The sequence below is a fragment of the Bacteroides bouchesdurhonensis genome (genome assembly GCF_900155865.1).
Lineage (GTDB): Bacteria > Bacteroidota > Bacteroidia > Bacteroidales > Bacteroidaceae > Bacteroides > Bacteroides bouchesdurhonensis.
The window spans coordinates 205,725-226,166 of the sequence record NZ_LT707006.1; the positions used below are offsets into that span (position 1 = coordinate 205,725).

At 37.2% G+C, this 20,442-nt stretch carries 19 protein-coding genes and 2 pseudogenes; 6 read left to right on the plus strand and 15 right to left on the minus strand.

The window, feature by feature from the left end:
* Positions 1 to 16: 16 nt before the first annotated feature.
* On the plus strand, positions 17 to 787 hold the full coding sequence (lpxA, locus tag CZ225_RS00800) for an acyl-ACP--UDP-N-acetylglucosamine O-acyltransferase (protein WP_077152638.1): 771 nt from the start codon (positions 17 to 19) through the stop codon (positions 785 to 787).
* 744 nt (positions 788 to 1,531) lie between these two features.
* Here the strand turns inward: lpxA and CZ225_RS00810 are convergent.
* Positions 1,532 to 2,179, minus strand: coding sequence for a carbohydrate-binding family 9-like protein (locus CZ225_RS00810; protein ID WP_077152640.1), 648 nt, complete (start codon positions 2,177 to 2,179; stop codon positions 1,532 to 1,534).
* Positions 2,180 to 2,383: 204 nt separating this feature from the next.
* Here CZ225_RS00810 and CZ225_RS00815 point away from each other — a divergent pair, with 204 nt between their 5' ends.
* The 4 genes from CZ225_RS00815 to CZ225_RS00830 all read left to right on the plus strand — a co-directional run bounded on the left by CZ225_RS00815 (position 2,384) and on the right by CZ225_RS00830 (position 7,426).
* A complete protein-coding gene (locus CZ225_RS00815) occupies positions 2,384 to 3,328 on the plus strand; it encodes a tRNA-dihydrouridine synthase family protein (protein WP_077152641.1) in 945 nt (314 codons plus the stop codon).
* Positions 3,329 to 3,444: 116 nt separating this feature from the next.
* The gene (locus CZ225_RS00820; protein ID WP_077152642.1) at positions 3,445 to 3,900 is read left to right on the plus strand and encodes a lipocalin family protein; all 456 of its coding nucleotides are present in this window, start codon (positions 3,445 to 3,447) and stop codon (positions 3,898 to 3,900) included.
* Between the two features lie 185 nt (positions 3,901 to 4,085).
* Positions 4,086 to 5,312: a hypothetical protein gene (locus CZ225_RS00825; RefSeq protein WP_077152643.1), complete on the plus strand. Its 1,227-nt coding sequence runs from the start codon at positions 4,086 to 4,088 to the stop codon at positions 5,310 to 5,312.
* Positions 5,313 to 5,419: 107 nt separating this feature from the next.
* The gene (locus tag CZ225_RS00830; protein WP_077152644.1) at positions 5,420 to 7,426 is read left to right on the plus strand and encodes a hypothetical protein; all 2,007 of its coding nucleotides are present in this window, start codon (positions 5,420 to 5,422) and stop codon (positions 7,424 to 7,426) included.
* Positions 7,427 to 7,793: 367 nt separating this feature from the next.
* Here CZ225_RS00830 and CZ225_RS00835 read toward each other — a convergent pair.
* The 8 genes and pseudogenes from CZ225_RS00835 to CZ225_RS00875 all read right to left on the minus strand — a co-directional run.
* Positions 7,794 to 8,030, minus strand: a pseudogene (locus tag CZ225_RS00835) (group II intron reverse transcriptase/maturase); the annotation flags it as partial.
* A gap of 393 nt (positions 8,031 to 8,423) precedes the next feature.
* A complete protein-coding gene (locus CZ225_RS00840; RefSeq protein ID WP_077152645.1) occupies positions 8,424 to 8,831 on the minus strand; it encodes a hypothetical protein in 408 nt (135 codons plus the stop codon).
* Positions 8,831 to 9,880, minus strand: a complete 1,050-nt coding sequence (locus tag CZ225_RS24630; protein WP_129585716.1) for a hypothetical protein — start codon at positions 9,878 to 9,880, stop codon at positions 8,831 to 8,833. The genes CZ225_RS00840 and CZ225_RS24630 overlap by 1 nt, the downstream gene beginning before the upstream one ends.
* Positions 9,822 to 10,298: a hypothetical protein gene (locus CZ225_RS00850; protein ID WP_077152647.1), complete on the minus strand. Its 477-nt coding sequence runs from the start codon at positions 10,296 to 10,298 to the stop codon at positions 9,822 to 9,824. Before CZ225_RS00850 ends, CZ225_RS24630 begins: the two co-directional genes overlap by 59 nt.
* 307 nt (positions 10,299 to 10,605) lie before the next feature.
* Positions 10,606 to 11,040, minus strand: a complete 435-nt coding sequence (locus CZ225_RS00855; protein WP_083714537.1) for a DUF2019 domain-containing protein — start codon at positions 11,038 to 11,040, stop codon at positions 10,606 to 10,608.
* Positions 11,041 to 11,172: 132 nt separating this feature from the next.
* Positions 11,173 to 12,507, minus strand: a complete 1,335-nt coding sequence (locus tag CZ225_RS00865) for an RHS repeat domain-containing protein (protein ID WP_077152650.1) — start codon at positions 12,505 to 12,507, stop codon at positions 11,173 to 11,175.
* A gap of 48 nt (positions 12,508 to 12,555) precedes the next feature.
* On the minus strand, positions 12,556 to 12,867 hold the full coding sequence (locus CZ225_RS24025; protein WP_077152651.1) for a hypothetical protein: 312 nt from the start codon (positions 12,865 to 12,867) through the stop codon (positions 12,556 to 12,558).
* A gap of 298 nt (positions 12,868 to 13,165) precedes the next feature.
* Positions 13,166 to 13,852, minus strand: a complete 687-nt coding sequence (locus tag CZ225_RS00875; RefSeq protein ID WP_077152652.1) for a hypothetical protein — start codon at positions 13,850 to 13,852, stop codon at positions 13,166 to 13,168.
* A gap of 99 nt (positions 13,853 to 13,951) precedes the next feature.
* Between CZ225_RS00875 and CZ225_RS00880 the strand changes: the two genes are divergently transcribed.
* The gene (locus CZ225_RS00880) at positions 13,952 to 15,163 is read left to right on the plus strand and encodes a transposase (RefSeq protein ID WP_077152653.1); all 1,212 of its coding nucleotides are present in this window, start codon (positions 13,952 to 13,954) and stop codon (positions 15,161 to 15,163) included.
* Between the two features lie 699 nt (positions 15,164 to 15,862).
* Here the strand turns inward: CZ225_RS00880 and CZ225_RS24930 are convergent.
* The 6 genes and pseudogenes from CZ225_RS24930 to CZ225_RS00910 all read right to left on the minus strand — a co-directional run.
* Positions 15,863 to 16,501, minus strand: a pseudogene (locus CZ225_RS24930) (RHS repeat domain-containing protein); the annotation flags it as partial.
* Between the two features lie 145 nt (positions 16,502 to 16,646).
* Entirely contained in the window at positions 16,647 to 17,030 is a 384-nt protein-coding gene (locus CZ225_RS00890; protein ID WP_234982970.1) for a DUF6984 family protein, read from the minus strand.
* Positions 16,990 to 18,009 carry an RHS repeat domain-containing protein gene (locus tag CZ225_RS24635; protein WP_077152655.1) on the minus strand — a complete coding sequence of 340 codons (1,020 nt, stop codon included), beginning with the start codon at positions 18,007 to 18,009 and terminating at the stop codon, positions 16,990 to 16,992. The genes CZ225_RS00890 and CZ225_RS24635 overlap by 41 nt, the downstream gene beginning before the upstream one ends.
* 2 nt (positions 18,010 to 18,011) lie before the next feature.
* Positions 18,012 to 19,229 (minus strand): RHS repeat domain-containing protein, encoded by a 1,218-nt coding sequence (locus CZ225_RS24640; protein ID WP_077152656.1) that lies wholly within the window; start codon positions 19,227 to 19,229, stop codon positions 18,012 to 18,014.
* Between the two features lie 22 nt (positions 19,230 to 19,251).
* Positions 19,252 to 19,758: a hypothetical protein gene (locus CZ225_RS00905; protein ID WP_077152657.1), complete on the minus strand. Its 507-nt coding sequence runs from the start codon at positions 19,756 to 19,758 to the stop codon at positions 19,252 to 19,254.
* Positions 19,759 to 19,919: 161 nt separating this feature from the next.
* On the minus strand, positions 19,920 to 20,441 hold the full coding sequence (locus tag CZ225_RS00910; RefSeq protein WP_077152658.1) for a hypothetical protein: 522 nt from the start codon (positions 20,439 to 20,441) through the stop codon (positions 19,920 to 19,922).
* Position 20,442 lies beyond the last annotated feature (1 nt).

Below are 20,442 nucleotides of genomic sequence, written 5' to 3' on the forward strand. Positions count from 1 at the left end.
TTAAACATATACTATTATGATTAGTCCGTTAGCTTATGTAGACCCTGAAGCAAAAATAGGAAAGAATGTAACCATTCAGCCTTTTGCTTATATCGAAAAAGGAGTGGAAATAGGAGATGATTGTATCATCATGTCTTATGCTAGTATCCTGAAAGGAACAAAAATAGGGAAAGAAAATAAAATACATCAGAATGCAGTCCTGGGAGCAGAACCGCAAGATTTTCATTTTACCGGTGAAGAAAGTAGTCTGATCATCGGAGACAACAACGATATCCGCGAAAATGTAGTCATTAGTCGTGCCACTTTTGCCGGGAATGCTACAAAGATCGGAAACGGAAATTACCTGATGGATAAAGTACATCTTTGTCATGATGTCCAAATAGGAAATAATTGTGTAGTTGGTATTGGAACAACCATTGCCGGAGAATGTGTATTGGATGATTGTGTCATCCTGAGTGGAAACGTTACCCTCCATCAATATTGCCATATAGGAAGCTGGACACTCGTACAAAGTGGTTGCCGTATTTCAAAAGACGTACCTCCATACGTGATTATGTCCGGAAATCCGGTTGCTTATCACGGAGTAAATGCCGTAGTCTTGTCACAGCATCACAATACGTCAGAGAGAATTCTCCGCCACATTGCTAATGCCTATCGTCTGATTTACCAAGGTAACTTCAGCGTACAAGATGCAGTGCAGAAAATCGTTGATCAGGTGCCAATGAGTGAAGAGATTGAAAACATTGTAAACTTTGTCAAGAGCTCGGAACGAGGAATTGTAAAATAACAGATAGTTACTTTTCAATAAAAGCAAAGGTGGTGTTCATATCAAAAAGGCACCACCTTTTTATTTGATTATAGTTTATTTCAACATTTCCGGCTACTATTTCCATTTTAATTCATCTTTCCTTCATCTTCATATTTTGGACTATTCTTCTGTAAATCTGGCAATTGTATTGCGTCATCCATTCCTAAGATGAAGCAATCAGTGTAATCGTCTCTTAGTCTAAACTTCATACTAATGTAGTTCAACAATTCACTTATATAAACGTTTCCCCCCTTTACTTATCACGAGGCAAAACTAAAAGGCACTTACCATTCAGTAGAATTATAGATTTAGTATAATGGATATATATAACTATCTCGATACAAATGGGATAAAAAAGATGACGCAATGCAATTATCAGATTTACAGAAGAATAGTCCAAAATATGAAGATGAAGGAAAGATGGTTTGCATTAATAAAACACTGCGAAAACACTATAGAATTTCAGAAAAAGACTGTTATATTTGTTTCCAATCTTCCTTATCTTTAAAAAAAAGACTGAAGAGTTTGCAAACAAACTTCCCAGTATTTGTGGAACAAAAAACATACGGTTAATCGGATACAGTCAAGTACTTCTTTTATGTAAACTAACCGCTTCTTTCACTTCAATCAACCGCATGACTCTGTCGGATCATGCGGTTGATTGAAGTAAAAGATATACTTGTTTTCCCCAATTTCAGTGCATCTTTTTATTTATGAAGAGAATTATTCAAATTCCAACATACCAAAGAAATCCGAACGATGGAAATCCGGTTGTTCTATCACAATCGGATTCCATGAAAGGAAATGGGGCGTTTGTAAATCATCACCACATTTATAAAAATTAGCTTTAATCTCTTTTCCGTCCAATGAATGTATCTGATGTTTAAAAAAGACTGCATAAGGAATGATCAATGCAACTTCCCAAGTAATATCTCCATCTCCTATGCGTTCTTCAAACGGTTCTTTTCCTAAACTAGCCCAACGCTGTACAAGGGATGTTATTTCCTCCGGAGCATGTTCACGTCCATTACGGGTAGCTCCGGCACCAATCAATATTGTTCCAATACAGTTGCACTCTACATTATAATATACTCCGTCTCCCGCCGGAATAGAGAAGAACTCAACACAAGAATCGGTCCATACAGCACCATTATCTTCTCCATATTTTGCGCGAACACTCGCCTCTTTTACCTTAAAATGCAATAAAACAGCATCTTTTGTATGAGCAATCCGAAAACTCACTTTAGGTTTGTAAGGATATGCAGCCCAATTAACGCATTGAATTGGTTGAAAATCGATTTTTTCTTCATCGAATAATTTAGGAAGTGCAGAAGCCTCAACATTAGCAGCACTAATTTTCTTTACCTTCATATTTATTTCATTTGAAATGTATACAAATGTAGTTATTTTCTATCAATAAGCCTATCGAAAATGGAATAAAAACTATATATATCCAAATAATGAACATTCAAATACAGAGTAACAATCAGACTTTAATCAATTTAACACCAGAAAAAGAGGAACTGTGAGGTCCCTATCTTTTACTTTCCGTATCTTTGCGACAAAAATAAAGCAATGCAAGAGATTCTTCCTATCCATTTTGCTCCATTACAAGGCTATACTGAAGCCATTTACCGTAATGCACATGCCACCTGTTTTGGAGGTGTAGATATTTATTATACTCCATTTGTACGACTGGAAAAAGGTAATTTCCGCAAAAGAGATATACGTGATATCGAGCCGGACAACAATCATGTGCCACACCTGGTTCCTCAACTGTTAGCCTCTTCACCGGAAAAGGCAGAAACGATTTTATCACTTTTCATCGAGAAAGGTTATAAGGAGGCAGATATTAATTTAGGCTGTCCGTTTCCACTATTGGCTAAACGACATAATGGTTCCGGCATCCTTCCCTATCCGGAAGAAGTAAAAGCGTTACTAAGTATAGTCACGAAATATCCTCAAATCAGTTTTTCTATTAAGATGAGATTGGGATGGGAGAATCCGGACGAATGCATTCAATTAGCACCTATTCTGAATGAGTTGCCTTTACGTCAGATAACGATGCATCCCCGATTAGGTAAACAACAATACAAAGGAGAGGTAAACCTTGAAAGTTTTGCTACGTTCCGGAATATATGTAAACACCCGTTAATCTATAATGGTGATATCAAAAGCATAGAAGAAATTCAAGCCATCAAAGAACAATTTCCTACATTAGCCGGAATTATGATAGGTCGCGGATTATTGGCTAACCCTGCATTAGCTTTGGAATACCAATCAGGAAAAAAGTTATCTCCTGATGAAATGGCTAAAAAGATACGGGAAATGCATACTATCGTTTACCAACAATACGAACAACAACTCAACGGTGGAGACACACAGCTTGTGAATAAAATGAAGTCTTTCTGGGAATATCTTCTTCCTGAAGCAGATAAGAAGTTATTAAAGGCTATACATAAGAGCAATCGAATTGATAAATATCAGCAAGCAGTTAGTAATCTTATAAACAGGCTATAGAGTAAAAATATGTTTATTGTAGACAAAAAGTAACACAAAACATTATTTAACTTATCAATATACATACAATGCTTTGTTTTACTTATCTTTGCTTATATTTAATAAAACAAAACATTATGAAAAAGTACTTATTTATGATTGCCTTATTGGCAAGTATGTTTAGTTTCTCCGCTTGCTCGGATGATGATGACGAGATCGATGTAAAACAATTGGAGGGGACATGGGGATTAATTCGTGATGAAGGTTACGAATATGACGAAGATGGAAAAGACAGTTGGAATGACCCTTATGATCCCGCTAATCCTAGTGATGACAGCGAAAAACTTATAATCTCTAAGATTTCAGACAACACATATTCAGTTGTTCATTATGAATATTATAATGGAACTTGGCACAGCTATGCTACTGAAAAATTTACTTTGAATGGGAATAAACTAATACCAGTAGATGGCGATAGTGAAGGATTCAACGTCAAATTACTCTCGGCCAATTCAAAACAATTAGTTATCGAAATTAAAGGAAAAGATGAATACGGTGACATGTATAACAAAATGACCTACAAACGCATGTAGGTAGTTTGTACACTAATAAAACAATGGGAAAGTCGTCTATAAAGGAAATAAATTTCTATTATAGACGACTTTCCCATTTTCAGTGAGATCATTACACCCACACTAATCTACGAATATCCTCCTACTAAAGTCTGAAAAGCGAATAGATTTTTGTAATTTTGCACCCGTTTATAAACAAGCACATTATGAAAAAATACTATTTTATCGCATTAAGTATCCTGATTACCTCAGGTGTCTTCGCACAAAAGAAAAACTTTAGTTACAAATTCTACGGACAAGTCCGTACTGATCTTTTCTATAACAGCCGCGCAAACGAAGAGACTGTGGACGGATTATTTTATATGTACCCAAAGGATAAAATACGTGATGATGACGGTAATGATTTGAATGGAACAGCAAATGGTAGTTTCTATATTCTTTATTCCCGTTTAGGAATTGATGTTGCCGGACCGAAATTAGGGACAGCAAAAACTTCTGCTAAAGTGGAAGTAGATTTACGCGGTTCAGGTAGTTCATACTCAACTGTCCGTATTCGCCACGCTTATTTTAATCTGGATTGGGGTACTTCAGCTTTATTAGTCGGACAAACTTGGCATCCTTTGTTTGGTGATGTTTCCCCACAAATACTCAATCTAGCCACAGGAGCTCCTTTCCAACCTTTTAATCGTTCACCTCAGATTCGTTACCGCTATACAGATAGGAACTTACAATTGACAGGAGCATTGCTCTGGCAATCTCAATATCTGTCACAAGGTCCTGCGGGTAAAAGTCAAGCATATATAAAAAATAGCTGTATACCTGAAGTCTATGTAGGTGCAGATTATAAATCAGAAAATTTGTTAGCAGGTGCGGGTATTGAACTGCTCTCATTAAAACCACGTACACAAGCTACCGGAGAAAACGGTCATACTTATAAAGTAAATGAACGAATCACAACGCTGTCTTATGAAGCGCATGTAAAATACATTAATAAAGATTGGTTTTTAGGTGCCAAGACCGTTTTAGGTTCCAATCTGACTCAGGCTTCCGGATTGGGAGGTTTTGGAATTAAATCGACCGATGATCGTACAGGAGAACAAAAGTATACTCCGATAACAGTATCAAGTACTTGGGTGAATGCTGTCTACGGTCAGAAGTGGAAACCGGGTATATTCATCGGTTATGCCAAGAATCTTGGAACAAGTAATGAACTGGAAGCCGGTAGCAAACTTTATGGCACAGGTACTAATCTTGATCAACTCGTTACGGCAGGTGCCGAATTGTCTTATAATGTATCGAATTGGAAATTCGGATTAGAATATACGCTCAGCACTGCTTGGTATGGCTCTGTGGAATATTCAAGCGGAAAGATCGTAGATACACATGCTGTTTGTAACAATCGTATTGTAGCTGTCGCTATGTTTCAGTTCTAGATGTTCCCAAAACCGTTTGCCATTCCCGGTTCACATCATGGAGCCATAGCACATATTAGTGAAAAAGAATATAAACGAATCATATTAGCTTTTAAACATTTAAACCTATGAAACACATTTTTTTTCTTTTATTTCTATGCCTCTCTAGCCTATTCACTCAAGTAGCTCAGGCAGAAAATCGCTGGAGGATCAATCCAAACGGAAGTATCACATGGAATCCTCAAAAAGGAGAAACTCATCAAGATCATATTGAAATGAGTGGTTTGAAGGTTTCCTCCGTTATCCGCTATGGAGTTGACGAAAAAGGAGCATTTATGGTAAACAGAAGCATTGTTTGGCCTATGTTGCGTACTATTCCTAACAATACACACGCTTCTCTCACCCGTAGATTTGCTTGGAATATTCCTGATATGATTTCTGTAAACGGCCAGAGCCTACAAAGTGAAAAGGTAGAAAATATTACTTTGAATGGTATTATCACAGTAAACAGTATGTTCAAAGTCAATAGAGGAAACGTTGCACTTACACGAATATTATTTCCATCCACTGATAAACCTGCTTTCTGCGAGAAATATGTGTTGCGTAATTGCAATGATCAGGAAATCAAAGTAGAAATACCTCAGTCACGTTCTGTCATTCAGACTCAGCCGGAACAGGGAGTCGATGGTAGTTATCGCTTGGTAGCAGAAATCCAAGGAGGAAAAACGGTAGTACTAAAACCGAATGAAGAGGTTACTTTCAGCGTCTTCTTCACCGGATATAAGCCCAATGAGGATGAACTGGTGATGGATGTGGATAAAGAACTGAAAGCACGCGAAGCATTGGTTGCCACTTTGTGGGACAACCTGATATTGGATACACCGGATCCTGTTATTAACACGATGTTTGCTTTTGCCAAAATCCGTGGTGCGGAAAGTATCTATGATACGAAAGGCGGCTTGATGCATGGTCCCGGTGGAGAGTCTTACTATGCAGCTATCTGGGCTAACGATCAGGCTGAGTACATCAATCCTTTCTTCCCTTATCTGGGTTATGAGACAGGAAATCAGTCGGCATTGTGTTCATTCCAACATTTCGCACGTTTCATGAACCCAGAGTACAAGAAGCTGCCAAGTTCGATCATTGCCGAGGGGTTAAGCACTTGGGGCGGAGCGGGTGATCGTGGCGACGCTGCCATGATAGCGTATGGAGCTGCCCGATATGCATTGGCTAGAGGAAATCAAGAGGAAGCTAAAAAGCTATGGCCACTTATCGAGTGGTGCCTTGAATACAATAAAAGACAATTGAATCCGGAAGGAGTAGTGGCATCAGACGCCGATGAATTGGAAGGACGTTTCCCGGCAGGAAAAGCAAATCTGTGTACTTCTTCTTTGTATTATGACGCACTTTTATCTGCCTGTTATTTAGGGAAAGAAATCGGTGTTAGTTCTACACAGTTGGCTCAATATAAGAAACAAGCCGGACAATTGAAAGAAAACATGGATCGCTACTTCGGAGGTGAAGTGGAAGGTTTCAATACTTACCGTTACTACAAAGGGAACGATAAACTCCGTTCATGGATTTGTATTCCATTGACAGTAGGAATCTATGATCGCAAAGACGAAACAATTAAAGCATTGTTCTCCCCTAGCCTATGGACCAAAGACGGTTTACTGACCGAATCAGGAAGTAAAACGTTTTGGGACCGTTCCACTTTATATGCTTTGCGCGGTGTCTATGCCTGTGGAGAGGCTGAGAAAGCGACTGAATACTTAAAATTTTATTCCAATGAGCGTTTGTTGGGTGATCATGTTCCTTATGCTATCGAAGCATGGCCCGAAGGTAATCAACGCCATTTATCCGCCGAAAGTGGATTGTATGCACGTATTATAACGGAAGGTATGTTTGGTATCCGTCCTACAGGACTCCGTTCATTTACACTGACGCCTCATCTGCCGGAAAGTTGGGATCACATGAATTTGAGAAGTGTACGAGCCTTTGAAAAGGAATTCGATGTGGAAGTGAAACAGTCGGAAAACGGAAAGAATGAGGTATCTGTCCTTGTAGCCGGAAAACCGATATTCAAACAGACGGTCAGAAACGGAAAAACTATTCAAATTCATCTACCTAAGTAGATATCAGATAAAGAGATTCGAAAGTCAGCGATTATCAGAACGGACGTTATGTATTTTCATATTACCAATAATCTTTAGTAAGATATGATACTTTCGAATCACGTAAAACGCCCGTTCCTCATTCTTTACATTAAGGATTTAATTTATAATAAACGTAATTCGAGTTTATAATAAATTCTGTCCACGTTTATTATAAACGGTATTCAAGTTTATTATAAACTATTTCGTAGACATATCGGCAAATAATCAAGTGATTCACGATAAAAATCGAGTAGGAGGTAAACACTAATCATAGATGTTTATCTCCTATTTTCATGTCTACCGACCTCTCACACCACCGTACGTGCCGTTCGACATACGGCGGTTCCTATTTTGGGTGCCATTCGAGATACGAACCCATTAAAGTAACGATATCCTGCCTTGCGCAGGATATCGTTATTCATCGCCCTTTTCAAAATGGGGCTATCAGCAATACGCCAATACCCTTTGCGAGTATTACCCCATTCGTATGCCTTATATTTATCTATACCACATCTGATGAGTTTGCCACTTTTGTCTTACACTTCTTCCAAGCTTTCCATATACACATGCGTATTCTCCGTCTTCTGCTGACTTCTCACGGCAAGCTTTACTCCATACATTTCGTAAAAAAAACTATTCTGTACGTCCGTGAGACCTCCTCGGATAGGGGTATTAACTTTCCATCTTATGTCTACTTCATTTACATTGACCGTTCCGAATAGCTATAGGGCTTTAAATACTCATGCCGAGCATACTGTAAAAAAATGCAGCAAAAGTCCTTTACTTTTGACTACATTTAACCAAGTGATCATTATTACTTTTAAACTAAATTGCAAAAATCCATTTATATCAGGGTAAAACAAATAAAATCACCCCGACAGAAATTGCTTATATAAAGGCAATCACTACCAGGATGATATAAAGTTACAAGATATGATAATTACGTAAATTACCGTTCTCTTGGCACAAATCCGATTTATTCCATAAGATTAATATGTCTCATATCCTTTTCATTGAGTCCTAATTCTTTTTTGGTTTTTTCGTACTCCTTTTCTGATAATGGACCTGTAGTTTTGCATGGTATAGCTTTTTTTGCTGGTGGGAATATTTTTATCACATAATATCCTATCAATGTATCGGCATATGGGTGCCACATTTTTGCTAAAATATAGTTTTTATTCCAATATACATCGGTTACACCACCACCCACTACTCCTATCCTACTACCAGTACCATCCGGAAAATCATAATATACTGTTGTCGTTTGAGGCATATCTATCCAACCTACACTATAGTCTGTTCCTTTCAGTTTTTTGAAATATGAATCGCAGGACACTAATAATAAAGCTAATAAGAATATAAAAGGACATAATTTCATTTTCATTATTCTATCATTTTTAAAGTTTTCCAAATATAAAATTGGTAAGTATTACTCATCGGTTTCTGAGAACTTCTTCGTTGATTCCAACTACTTGACCACATATGGTATAAAAAAGAAGACATACTTTTACTATCACTTATTACATTGTTCAAAGACTTTCCATCCTTGCTAGTAAAGGCATCAAAACGATAACTTCCGATAAATTGTTTAGCGACTGAAGTTGTAGTTAAAGCATCCCATAAGGTCCAGTCGCCAGGCCATTCTGTGATCTGTCCTGGAATATCTGTAATTCCATCAACAATTCTTTGGTGTGCCTCTAAAACCGACTTATCATTCATCATAGCCATGGTATAAGGATGGTCACTTAAAAAAATAGAAAATTCAGGTCCTACGCCATTAGCAAATTCATCGAGAAAATCCCAGTCTCTTTCTTTTGAACCTAATAAAGCTCCTTTATCATTTTCTACTATATCAAATGTGAACCCATCACTGTATAAACTTCCAACGTCAAAACCGTCAGTTAATAGTTTATCAATAATTGATTCAAACTCACCTAATACAGAGCCTTTTCCACCTATATAAGTATATCGCTCTTCATTCTTCATCCTCCTCATCGTCAAACCATGTATAATACTTAGTTTTTTTGTTTTTATACCACCATTCTCATAGATCGCATTGCCACAGTAATCGGTTGTTAGATTAGTACTACCGGTTTTATGAACTGTACGAAGTTTCGTTCCGTCCGCTCCGTATTCATAATCTATACTATTACTACCCGCAAGAATCACCTGACTAGGCAAATTTAAAAGATTATATTGAATATTACTAAGATTCTTGTTCAAATCTTTAATCAGATTACCGTTTTTGTCATAAGTATATTCAGTTGTCTGGTTTGTACCGTCTTTAAACTCGATACCATTGCCGTAGACAGCACTGGTTGCAATATCTTTCACAGCTTGCAATTGATTGCCGTTATAAGTCAGATTTAGGTTATCAATCAATCCGTAGCCTGTAGAGGAAGTCTGCCTGCAACGTGAAAAGGTCGTCGCCATAAGGAGAGAAGCCATGCTGGACCTTGACGGTAGGATTACCGAAGCGATCATAATACTGTATCTCGTGCCGCACTTCATCAGCTCCCAAAGTGAGAACATTGTCGCTTGCTACCGTAGGGATATAAGAAACCACATGAGGCCGGTCCATTGTCGTGGAAAGCGTTCCACAAACTCCACGCCCTTCAATATTAGTCGTGATAAATCCGTCCTGAGTGTTGCCTTCGGATACTATGTAATACGTTCCTGCGACTAACTTGTTAATCTTTATCAGCGCATTTCCCGTACTGCCGCATTGCTCCGCTCCGGTATAGTTGTCATTGGAGTAGAGGACGGTTCCCGACGAATTCAGGATGCCCAGATACGTATCGGTGATAACAGAACCGCAATGGCTGACCTTCAGGTCTACAGGATGTTTCAACGTCAGTTTATAGAAAACGTCATGGGTCGATTTGCCACTAAGATATACGAATTAAACAAATGGGATCTATATAATCTACTTGAAACTTCGTGAGAATCTTCTTACCATTTCACTCTGTCAATTGTTCAATACATTATGTAAATGTAAAAAATGCAGCCTCCCTGTGCTCTTGACTGCATTTAACCATGTAATCAAAATTACTTTTAAACTAAATTGTAAAAATCAACTTATATCAGAGTAAGACAAATAAAATCATTCCGATAAAAGTTGCTTATATAAAGGCAATTATTATCAGGATGATATTTAGTTACAAAGTATAATAGTTACGCAAATTACCGTTTTTCCATTCTTGTATAGTCATCTTAGCATCAAGAGAGCCTAACACTTTCATTTTCGCAATTTCATCTAATACTTTTATACTTCTTTCTTCATCTACAGGCAATAAATATGCAGCTGCAAATAACCGTACAGAAACATTAGAATGTTCATAAAACACTGACAATTCCTTTATACATTTATTGGCTCGCAAGAATTTAGCAACTTCTGCTATTTTATCATAGTTGCGATTAGCTGCTTTACTATTTCCTTCATCTATAGCCTCACCTTGTTTAATTGCCGCTTCTTCAAACAGCCCCAATGCATCTTTTACATCTTTAATTTTTCTCATGGTTCCCATCCAAATTCTTTTAATTTTTCTATTCCATATTTTAATTGCTCCTGATAACTTTTCGTACTTAACCATTCTCTGACAGTTAATCCATCAGTAAATGGCTGTTTCGATGAGTAATGTCCAGATATTTTCGCATGTAAACTACCTTTTCCACTTGGCAATTTTATTAAATTATCAACATTATGAATCAATTGTTTCCCAAAGTTAGAAATGTTTTTTTGGTGTTTGTTCTACTAAATGATGCCAATCCATGCCATCTCCTGCTTTTCCAAAGAATTGCTTAAATGATTTAAAGCTGTTAAATCCAAGACCTTTCAAACTTTTACCAGACTCAAATAATACTTTTAAAGATTTAAGCGAGATAGGACCCGTTCCAGGTAAAAAAGGGAGTGTCCCTGTCATAGGTTCTCGTAAAACATATATCTCTTTTATTTCCTTATAATTAGGCACTATAAGAGTAGCTCCTGTAACACCATCAACTTCTTCATCATCCGATGGGGGAATATCATTATAAGGAACCTCCTCAATGCCATATTCCTCTTTTACACTTTCAAATGAAACTTCATTTCCATCTTCATCCTCATATCTGTTTTTTTCCCAATTATAACGGGACTTCATTCCTGTAGGGTCTACTCGAGTACATGGATTATTCAAACAATATGCATAAGGATTAACAAAGTATGAGTCTTCCAAAAGAGGATCAATTGTTGTAAAACGTCCTATAGCCGCATCATAATGCCTTGCTCCATAATCGTACCAAATTAATCCATTTTTCTCATCCAGTTCCTTACCGTTATATTTGTAAGGCTGAGTATTAGCTGCGGATGTGAAATTACCACCAAAAGGATAATAAGCATTCGTCTCTTCCACATTCCCATCCTTATCCGCCACTACCCGGGTATTACCCTGATGATCCTTCAAATAGAAATGGAACTTCTTATCAGGGAAACTAACATAGCCCGCTTCATTCAGCAGCATCTTCAATACACCATTCTCATAGATCGCATTGCCACAGTAATCCGTTGTTAGAGTAGTACTACCGGTTTTATGAACCGTACGAAGTTTCGTTCCGTCCGCTCCGTATTCATAATCTATACTATTGCTACCCGCAAGAATCACCTGACTAGGCAAATTTAAAAGATTATATTGAATATTACTAATATTCTTGTTTAAATCTTTAATCAGACCGTTTTTGTCATAAGTGTATTCAGTTCTCTGGTGTGTACCGTCTTTAAACTCGGTTCCATTGCCGTAGACAGCACTGGTTGCAATATCTTTCACTGATTGCAATTGGTTGCCGTTATAAGTCAGATTTAGGTTATCAATCAGTCCGTAGCCTGTAGAGGAAGTCTGTCCGTAGCGTTTCAAGCCAAGGATATTTCCCATCTTGTCATAACCAGTGATCTGTTCGTTGAAGCGGTTAGGATTAATAGCAAGTGAAATGCCTTCTCCATAGATCGCATCCTTCAATCTGGAAAGACCGTCATATGTAAAGTGGTATCCGCGTTCGCTTGTTTCCGCTCCTGACTTCCAGGACATACTGCTGATATTACCATTGTAGCAAGGAGTATTTCCAGCTGTTTCTTCCTAGTAATTCAGCGTTTGATTGAATAAAAGACCCGTGATATGCTTGGTCCACGAACGTACATTATACGTATAGTCCGTTTTCAGTTTAACATTGCCGTTGTGACGCTCAGTTTTAAGACGACCCACTTCGTCATACACGTTATCGACTAAAACAACGGGAGTTTCGCTGTTGAGTTGGTAAGTCGTCTTTAACAACCTGTCGGCATTGTCGTACGTATGTGTACGCAGTTCCGTCATGGTCTCTTTATCCGGAACTGTACGTACTTGCTTTACCTTCGTCGGCTGACTGTTAAAGTTGTAAGCAGTAAACAACTGGTCCGTCCCGCCAAGTTCGTTATTGCCTTTCTGCTGGATAACGTGGTAACGCTTTTCAGTTACTTACAGTTGAAATAAAGAAGATGCACGAGTTAGACAAATGGGTTCTATTATAATTTAGTTGAAACTTCGTGAGAATTTTCTTACACTTCACTCTGCCAATTGGTCAATACATCATGTAAATATTAAAAAATGCAACACTCCATGTGCTCTTGACTGCATTTAACCATGTAATCTAAATTACTCTTAAACTAAATTGTAAAAATCAACTCATATCAGGGTAAGACACATAATATTACTCTAAATCCAATTTATCTTTGTATTTTTTTATCATATTAGTAATGAGTGAGATTTCCGACTTATACTGCGGAAGCATTCTTCCATGTTCTTTAAAAATTAAAAATTCCTTATCTTCATTTATATTATTATAATAAAAGGACCTAATAATGCTTTCGACAAAACCTATTCTGACCTTTTCACTTACGTGAGTTATATGTTGATAAAAAAATCCCGGATAATTAGTAAATAGTTCAAAACAAATCTCAGATTCATATTCCCCAATATATCCATCTCTTTTGTCATTTTTTAATATTTCAGACAATATATGAATGTAAAATGATATTAATTCTTTATTTGCCTTACTGGAAAAATTACAAGCAGCCATCACTTCAACAATAGAATCAACATTGTCAATCGTCGAATATTCACCATAATAGCGAAGAAGTACTTTGCCTATTTCTTCTCTATGAATTTCAATAAATTGTAGTGCTGAGTCTTGAGGCAATTCATTGAATATATATGGAGATATGTCATAATCTACTTTAACTTCAGAATCAGATAAAACTCCATCAATTTTTTGATTGGTATCTTCTGATACTTTTTCTATGTCACAACTCGCATCCTTTGCATTGCTACTTTTTCTACAAGTAGGAATGAGAATGAGTACTATAAAAAAAAGATTAATTAAAAATAGTTTATTCATAATTCATATCAATAGTTCGTTAAGTTTTGAATTAACAACTAAAAAGTAGGTCAAGTCCTACCAATTCATTATATTAAGGGTTCCTACATCCTGAAAAAAATGAATCTGAACGAACTTGACCAATATCTTGAGATAATAAATAATTTACTGAGTCAGTCAGCTGCAAAGATAAACAAATGGCGTGAGAAATTTATGCTTGAAGTACTACTTTTATATCTGATTATCTCCGGTAGGATTAATTTCCTTCAACTGGGTCGTTATGGTCGCTTTTGCGAACAACGCTATCGTCAGCAGTTTGGTCGCAAGTTTGACTGGCTCTGCTTCAATGCGACTTTGGCTGAATCTCAGATAAGTAGCCGTGTTGCTATCGCTTTCGATCCGAGTTATATCAGCAAGTCAGGGAAATGCACTCCCTATCTGGGCCGTTTTTGGTCCGGTTGTGCAAAAATGGCTAAGCATGGTCTTGAAATCTCCGGTATAGGTATTATTGATATGGATCTTCATACCTGCTTCCATTTGGAGGCCGTTCAAACGCCGCCTGTGAAAACCTTGGAACAAGCTAAATGGACATTGATAGATTGGTATTTGCATGTACTTCGTACCCGTAAGGGAACTCTTCAGCGGCTGACCAAGTATGTAGTTGCCGATGCTTATTTCTCTAAATCCACTTTTGTGGATGGTGCCCTGGATATGGGATTCCATGTAATCAGTCGTTTTCGGGATGACGCTTATTTCCGGTATCTGACGATGGAACAACCTACGGGTAAAAAGGGCCGACCTAAATTGTATGATGGTAAAATTGATATGAAACACTTGGAAGAGGAACGTTTTGAAATTATTCAGTTGGAAAAGGGAGAGGGACGAATACTTTCAGCAATCGTCCACTCCCGTTCCTTAGGGAGAAATATTCGATTGTGTATTTGGGAAAGTGATGACAAGAAGGTGCGTAAGTTATATTTCTCTACGGACACGCAGATGAAAGCGATGGATATACTGGATTATTACAGGACTCGTTTTCAAATTGAATTTTGCTACCGGGATAGCAAGCAATTCACAGGGCTGACCGACTGCCAAAGTCGCGACTTGGACAAACTGCATTTCCACTTTAACGCTTCATTGACCAGTGTAAATCTGGCAAAAGTGAAAGCCTTGGAGAAGGGAACTGTTCTATCAATGGCATCTGTAAAGGTGCTGTGCCACAATCTTTTTCTTATGCAACGATTTATTTCCGTGTTAGGGATTAATCCTAACGAGGAAATAAATCGAAGACTATGGGAAGAGGGAGTGAAATTTGCAGCAATTGCTGCGTAAATGTTAATTAAATATTTAACGAACTATTGTAATATGATAATTTAAAAAAAATCACGTCTAAAGTATTGCAAAATATATATCTATAGACGTGATTGTTATTGTTTACATTTTAATAAATTCTGCTACTCGAAATATTCGGAAGAATATATTATCAAAATAATTTTCTTCTTCATCCTTTGGTCTTGCATAATCAAAAGGACGTGGTTCAGGTCCATCTTCAATTCGTTCTAAATCATCTGTCACGATAAAAGAATTTCCAGACTCCTCTGAATCATTCATCTCTAAAAGATCAGTTCTAATTTTCATTTCTTTTATATCTTCGTCATATATTCTTAAACAACCCTGTGCTACTTTTAAGGTTGCTCCTTTCCCTTTTCCTCCCGTTCCTTCCTGTCTGCCTCCATGCAAATGAATTCCATTACGCTTACCAGCAGCTTCTCCAGATTTATAATCTAATTCTAATACATCATTAGGTCCATAGGACTCTTTCTTCAAGTTAAAAAGTCGTTTAGACCAACCTCGAATTTCATATACACCTGTAGGAGTATCAGCATATGTTTTACTACGATTACGTTTATTGTATCCATTTTCTTTTGAATTCGAACCCTCTACTCTAACTGTTGTATTATAAATAGTATTTCCTGATTTATCCGTTACAACTAAAAAACCGTATCCAAAAACTTCTCTATTCCTATGAACATGAACTTTAACATCCCACTTCCCATCTGTATCTAATCTATTTATTGGGTTATTTCGACAATATTTATATTGACTCAAACTATATAGTTTCTCACTCATTGGATCTATTGCATGCCATCTTCCTATCGCAGCATCATAATGCCTTGCTCCATAATCATACCAATTCAATCCATTTTTCGTATCCAACTCCTTACCGTTATACTTGTAAGGCTGAATATTAGCTATAGATGTGAAATTACCACCAAAAGGATAATACGCATTCGTCTCCTCCACATTGCCATCCTTATCAGCCACCACACGGGTATTACCCTGATGATCCTTCAAATAGAAATGGAACTTCTTATCAGGGAAACTAACATAGCCGGCTTCATTCAGCAGCATCTTCAATACACCATTCTCATAGATCGCATTGCCACAGTAATCGGTTGTTAGAGTAGTACTACCGGTTTTATGAACCGTACGAAGTTTCGTTCCGTCCGCTCCGTATTCATAATCTATACTATTGCTACCCGCAAGAACCACCTGACTAGGCAAATTTAAAAGATTATATTGAATATTACTAAGATTCTTGTTTAAATCTTTAATCAGATTACCGTTTTTGTCATAAGTATACTCTATCGTCTGATTAGTGCTGTCCTTTAAACTCTCTGATAACTAATATTGAGTTCATGTATCAACGATTGTAGTAGCCATTAAGGTACATGAAAGAAAAATACCCTGACATCAATATCTATTGGATAATTAATATCAGGGTAATGTTACATGCATGTGAATTTACTCAATTTCAAGTTTTCTCCCATTCATTTTCGTTAAATTTATCTGGTATTTTTAATAATGGCTGAAAATCAACTTTCCACATATCAAGTTCAAATAAGCGATCATTTTCATCAAGATAAAGTGAAGCAATAACAAGGACACCATCTGAATCAAGAAAATTACATGTACTAACTTCCCTTCCAAAACTATGATTTTCGTTGTCATATGGTGGCAGGGATAAAGATAAACTCCCCATACCTCCATCATCCATCGGAGAGACCACTAAAATATCTTTCCAATTTTCTGGAACTTCCAAAGAAGATTTTTCTATTAAAAATTCTAGAAGTCTCCCTTCGTCTTTTGTTATTCGCCTATTTCTTTCCATGAATTCTACCAACATTAAATGTTCCATCTTTTAATTTATATACTGTATATTGCAACTCTTTTCCATTTACTGAGATTATACGATTGACAGGTTGCCCCTCTTTTATACTAGAAGTAATTTTTTTAAAGTCTGAAAGAATTACATTATTTACAGCTTCTCTAGATAATCCCATTTTTTCAATATGCCTATATGTATGATATTTAGCATTAGGGGATCTTCCAAAAGTTGGCTTAGAGGAAGAACTTGCAGAAATCCCTCCTATTCCTATAGCTAAGCCATTAACAACTCTTACAGGGTCAGTATATTGCCCTACTACTTCTAAACTACAAAATTTCAACCAATTCTTTAGAGTTGGATTTTTGTGATATTCCTTGGCTGCTACTCTTGATGAAGATGTACTTAGTTGTGCATATGCTGCTTCTAAGTCTTCTTTTTGTTTCTCTTCATTCTGGTTGATTACAGCAGTATGCAAAGTAAGTTCACCATCATCTCCCTCAAACTGTTGAAATAATATAGAACGCTCTCCATTAGTGAATAGCATATTTGACCCAATGTTTATCCAAACGTTACCATTATCATCTGTATATTCTTTATCTTTGCTTTTCCGCCATTTTATATCCCCATTTTCTGAACGATACCAATCTGTACCTATGGGATCAATCATATTCACCGAATTATTACCACAATAGACATAGGAAGTCCATTCGTAGTATTTCTCACTCATCGGATCCACCACATGCCATCTTCCTATAGCCGCATCATAATGCCTTGCACCATAATCGTACCAAATTAATCCATTTTTCTCATCCAGTTCCTTACCGTTATATTTGTAAGGCTGAGTATTAGCTGCGGATGTGAAATTACCACCAAAAGGATAATAAGCATTCGTCTCTTCCACATTCCCATCCTTATCCGCCACTACCCGGGTATTACCCTGATGATCCTTCAAATAGAAATGGAACTTCCTGTCCGGGAAACTCACATACCCCGCCTCATCGAGCAGCATCCTCAATACACCCCGTTCTCATAGACCGCATTCCCACAGTAATCCGTTGTCAAGGTAGTAGCACCCGTCTTATGCACCGTACGAAGCTTCGTCCCGTCAGCAGCATACTCATACCGGATGCTGTTACCGTTGGCAAAGGTTACCTCATCAGGCAAATTTAAAAGATTATATCCGATTTTACTAATATCCTTGTTTAAATCTTTAGTCAGATTGCCATTTTTATCATAAGTGTATTCCGTTCTCTGGTGTGTACCGTCTTTAAACTCGGTTCCATTGCCATAAGCAGAACTAGTGGCATTGTCATTGACAGCCTGCAATTGGTTACCGTTATAGGTCAGATTTAGGTTATCAATCAATCCGTAGCTACTTGCCGATGTCTGTCCGTAGCGTTTCAAGCCAAGGATATTTCCCATCTTGTCATAACCAGTGATCTGTTCGTTGAAACGGTTAGGATTAACGGCAAGTGAAGTGCCTTCTCCATAAATCGCATCCTTCAATCTGGAAAGACCGTCATAAGTGAAGTGGTATCCGCGTTCGCTTGTTTCCGCTCCTGACTTCCAGGACATACTGCTGATATTACCATTATAGCAAGGAGTATTTCCAGCTGTTTCTTCCTGGTAATTCAGCGTTTGATTGAATAACAGACCTGTGATATGCTTGGTCCATGAACGTACATTATACGTATAGTCCGTTTTCAGTTTAACATTGCCGTTGTGACGCTCAGTTTTAAGACGACCCACTTCGTCATACACGTTATCGACAAGAATAACGGGAGTCTCGCCGTTGAGTTGGTAAGTCGTTTTTAACAACCTGTCGGCATTGTCGTACGTATGTGTACGCAGTTCCGTCATGGTATCTTTACCGGGAACGGTACGTACCTGCTTTACCTTCGTTGGCTGACCGTTAAAGTTGTAAGCAGTAAACAACTGGTCCGTCCCGCCAAGTTCGTTATTGCCTTTCTGCTGGATAACGCGGTAACGTTCATCATAGTACATCACGGTGTATAATGGGGTACCGGTTACTCCGCCCTTGGATAGGCGTGCCGTCCAGGCTCCGGTCTGTTGTCCCCTGCAGCCACCGGAGTATTGTTTGCCGTATCCCGTTTCCGCCGAGTAGATAGTGGAAGCGTTATTAAGGATTCCGTTATAACCCAGAAAAGTGTAATCATCGTAATAATTGGCGGATAATACTATAGTGGTAGTCAGTGTGTAACCGGACACACATAATTTCTATATGTTGTTTCTATTCAACCCAATAAATATTCTTAGAATAAGATGGCTCTATTTCAACTAATTCCCACTTTTGCTGCTCACAAGAATAGCGGAATCTATAATTCACAGAATAGTCTGGACAATCCAAATGAAGCTTTTTCCATCTTTTAGTAAGATGTATATCCACAATCGAGATTAAAAGTTCATCTTTATAGATACGGATAGGAAGTAGACCTATAATATCAACTCCTTTCCTAAGAGCTTTATGGCTATATTGTTTCATATTAAGCCATCTTACATTGTATTTTTTCATAATAGAATCAGTCAGTTCAAAATACCGAGGCAAGTTGTCTCCTGCTAGAATAAGAGGTTTAGAACCTTCTAAGACATTTTGATCTTTGAGTGCCTTTACCCTTAATGATAAATTTAATTCTAAACTTGTAGTGATCATATCATTCAGTTCGTTCGTTTCCTTTGATTGTGAGAAACAGTAACTCACAATGCAACTTAAAAGTATAGTTAAATAAAATCTATCCATAATATCTATTTTTCAATTGTGAGACTTATAATATATTTCTGTGGGGTAATAGTCATGACTCCAGCTCTTTAAATAGACGTAAACTCGTTCTTCTTTTCCCAAAATACATTCTGACAAAAAAGCTAGAGAGTGCCTTTATTGGCACTCTCTATGTGCTATTATTATTCAACCAATGTAAACTCGTCAGAACAGCATCTTGGTCTTATTCCAACCAGTTTCCATTCTTTCGTTTCACAAAAATAACGAAACTTATAAGTCGCAAAACCACTTTCCTTATCACGGGCAATAAAGATCTCTTTTCCTTTTTTAGTCAGATACACATTTGAAATATCTATTAGAAGTTCGTTTTGATTTATACATATAGTACCTAACTCTAAAACACCTATCCCCTCTTTAAGTCTTTTGCGACTAAAGTTTGAAACTTCAAAAAAACTCACATTATATTTCCGAACTATTGAATCATTGAATTTAAAATCAGTAGGAAACTTCTCCTTCTCAAAAAAAAATTGATCACCATATTGTTCTTTTTGTATTTTTTTTTCTTTTATCCATTCTAGTTCTGACAATATATGCTTTTCCACACTTATATTAATCATATCTTTAAGTTGATCTGATTCCTTTGTTTGTGAGAAACAATGACTCACAATACAAGCAAAAAACATAGCTAAATAAAGTCTATTCATA